The sequence below is a fragment of the Larkinella sp. C7 genome, from assembly GCF_006149005.1.
Taxonomy (GTDB): Bacteria; Bacteroidota; Bacteroidia; order Cytophagales; family Spirosomataceae; genus Larkinella.
Genome location: NZ_VBSL01000060.1, coordinates 1 through 900 on the forward strand (window position 1 = coordinate 1; position 900 = coordinate 900).

The 900-nt window shown below is 59.9% G+C and carries 1 pseudogene; it reads right to left on the reverse strand.

The features are described from left to right. A pseudogene (locus tag FH871_RS33385) lies at positions 1–900 on the reverse strand (hypothetical protein); the annotation flags it as partial.

Consider the following 900-nt stretch of genomic DNA (forward strand, 5'->3'; position numbering starts at 1 on the left):
GTCGGGATCGATGCCGGCACGGGCGGGCCTGCGGGGCACGGTCACAATGATCGTCTGCCTGCCGGAATGGATGCGATGCTTCCGGACGTAGAGCGGTTCTTTTTTCTCACCAGGTTGGTCCGGCGCGAATACCCCGACCTCGATCCACTCGTCCATCGGTACTTCCTGCTTCACCCCCGCGCTATCCACCACCACCTTATGCGTTTCCACATCCAGTGTCACCTGCCAGTTGCCGGTTTTAGTGGGCGTTGCCGCAGCCCGCTCCGTCTCCAGCTTCCAGTACGTGTTCACCTCGAAGAGATCATGCAGCAGATATTGTAAGGAGTCCGGTGTCACCGCCCGCAGCTCACGATATAAATCCAGCGTCGTCGCTAGTGGAGCGTCGACCGGTCGATGGGTTTCCAGCAGGTTCCGCAGTGCCCCATTGACGCGCTCATCGCCGATGTACTCGCTCAGAGTGTGGAGTGCAAAGGGTCCTTTTCGGTAGGACAGGTACGGATCCAGCCCGCGGAGTAACGGTTCGCCCCGAAAAATGGGTGAGTAGGGATGCGGCTGCCACATGTAGCTGAAAAGCCGCTGAAGAGCTTCCGGCCCCCGGCTATGTTCCACCACCTTCATCCCATAATACCAGGCCAGGCTCTCCGACATCACCGGTGCTCCTTCGACGGCGGCATACGGAACCGTCCACTGGTGGGCCATTTCGTGGGCTACGATTGCGTAAGGGTGATCGTGGCTCCGGCCATCATCCTTCGGATTCCAAAGGGTGAATCCTTCCCCGTGGGTGATCATTCCGGCATCGGCATGCAGGCCCGTCCCATTCCCGGGCCGCTCGACCACGCTCAGGGACTCGCGCTTGTAGGGGCCGAAATTCTTTGAATAGTAATCCAGGGAAGCCCGGAT